General features: G+C 75.6%; 1 protein-coding gene. It reads left to right on the plus strand.

Going from position 1 to position 1833, the window contains the following annotated elements; all coding sequences use genetic code 11:
• The first annotated feature begins 174 nt into the window (after positions 1 to 174).
• On the plus strand, positions 175 to 1770 hold the full coding sequence (locus ACFV8H_RS41420; RefSeq protein ID WP_380409950.1) for a CocE/NonD family hydrolase: 1596 nt from the start codon (positions 175 to 177) through the stop codon (positions 1768 to 1770).
• Positions 1771 to 1833 lie beyond the last annotated feature (63 nt).

A 1833-nucleotide genomic window follows, 5' to 3' on the forward strand; every position in this document is an offset into this window, starting at 1 on the left:
TCCCGCCTGGGGGGTGGGACACCGGCTCGCACCGGTGTCCCACCCCCGTTCGCGGTTCCGCCGCCAGGTCACGTTACCGGCCAGTAATTTGGCTGATCACCGCCTCCTCCGGGGCCGGGTTCGATCACTAGGCTCATCGTGATCACATCAAGTGGACCGAGGGAGCAGCGCGTGATGGCACGACCCCACCGAACCGGCGGACACCGGGCGGCGAGCGCCGCCCTCGCCCTGGCCCTGGCGCTCGGGGCCGGTGCGGTGGCCCAACCCGCGCTGGCCCAACCCGTGGTGGCCGCACCCGCGTTCGGGTCCGCCGCCGCGTCGGCGCTCGGCGGCTTCCGGCTGGCGGACATCACCGCCCGGGACGGCGTCGTGCTCAAGGCCGACGTCTTCACCCCGCCCGCCGGAACCCCGGGCGCCGACGCCCGCGGCCGCTACCCGGTGGTGGTGCAGCCCGCGAGCTGGGGGCAGAACGACCTGGAGTACGTCGCCCAGGGGCACCGGTTCGCCGCCGCCGGGTACGTCGTCGTGACGTACACCGTGCGCGGGTTCTGGGGTTCGGGCGGGGAGGTGGACGTCGCCGGGCCCAAGGACGTCGCCGACATCTCGACGGTGATCGACTGGGCCCTCGCGCAGACCCCGGCGGACCCGGACCGGGTCGGCATGATCGGCCTGTCGCTCGGCGGCGGCCTCACCCTCCTCGGCGCCGCGTTCGACCCGCGGATCAAGGCCGTCGCCTCGCTCAGCGGCTGGGCCGACCTGACCGACGCGCTGTACAGCGGACAGACCCGGCACACCGCCGCCGCCACCCGGCTGGCCCGGATCGAGGGCCTGACCGGGCGCAAGAGCCCGGAGTTCGCGGCCGCCCTGGACGACCTGTTCGGCGACCACGACCTCCCCGACGTGATCGCCTGGGCGAAGCTCCGCTCGCCCGCGGCCTACCTGGACCGGATCAACGCCAACGGCGCCGCCGTCTACCTCGCCAACGGCTGGAGCGACAGCTTCTTCAACCCCGGCCAGATGACCGACTTCTACCGGCGGCTGACCGTCCCCAAGCGCCTCGAACTGCGGCCCGGCGACCACGCCAGCCAGGAGTTCACCGGCCTGCTCGGCTTCTCCAACGCCATCTGGGACGACGCCCGCGGCTGGCTCGACCAGCACCTCAAGGGCGTGGCGGGCGCGGGCCTGCCGCCGGGCGTCGGCCTGGAGGTCCGCCCGACCGGCACCCACGAGGCGTACCCGGACTGGGAGTCGGTCGCCTCCCGCACCGAGCGGCTGGACCTCGCCGGCACCGCCACCGTCCGCGGCGACCGGTCCTCCGGCGCGAGCGGCGGCACCGTGCTGCTCTCCGGCCTGGTCGACCAGTGGCTGCACCAGCCGCCGACCGTCCTGGTCCCGCTGCTGGACCGCGAGGCCGCCGCCGTGCGGCAGTCGGAGCCGTACGGGCGGGGCCTGTCCGTGCGCGGGGCCGTCCGGGTGCACACCACCGTGACCGGCTCCGCCCCGCAGGGCACCGCCGTCGCGTACCTCTACGACGTGGACGCGCTCGGCGTCGGGCGGCTGATCGCGCACGCCCCGCAGAGCTGGTCCGGCCGTACGGCGGGGCAGTCCTTCCCGCTGGACGTCACGCTGTTCCCCACCGCGTACGACCTTCCGGCCGGCCACCGGCTCGCGCTGGTGCTCGGCACCCGGGACGGCCTGTACGGCGGCGAGACGCCGTCGGACGGCACGGTGGCCTTCGGTCCGGCGGAGGTCTCGCTGCCCGTCCGCTGAGGCCGGCGCAGCCCCCCCCTCCCCCCGTAAGGGGGCGGGGCGGGGCCGCGGGGGACCGGGCCC

It is taken from the genome of Kitasatospora sp. NPDC059827 (genome assembly GCF_042731675.1).
Classification (GTDB): domain Bacteria; phylum Actinomycetota; class Actinomycetes; order Streptomycetales; family Streptomycetaceae; genus Kitasatospora.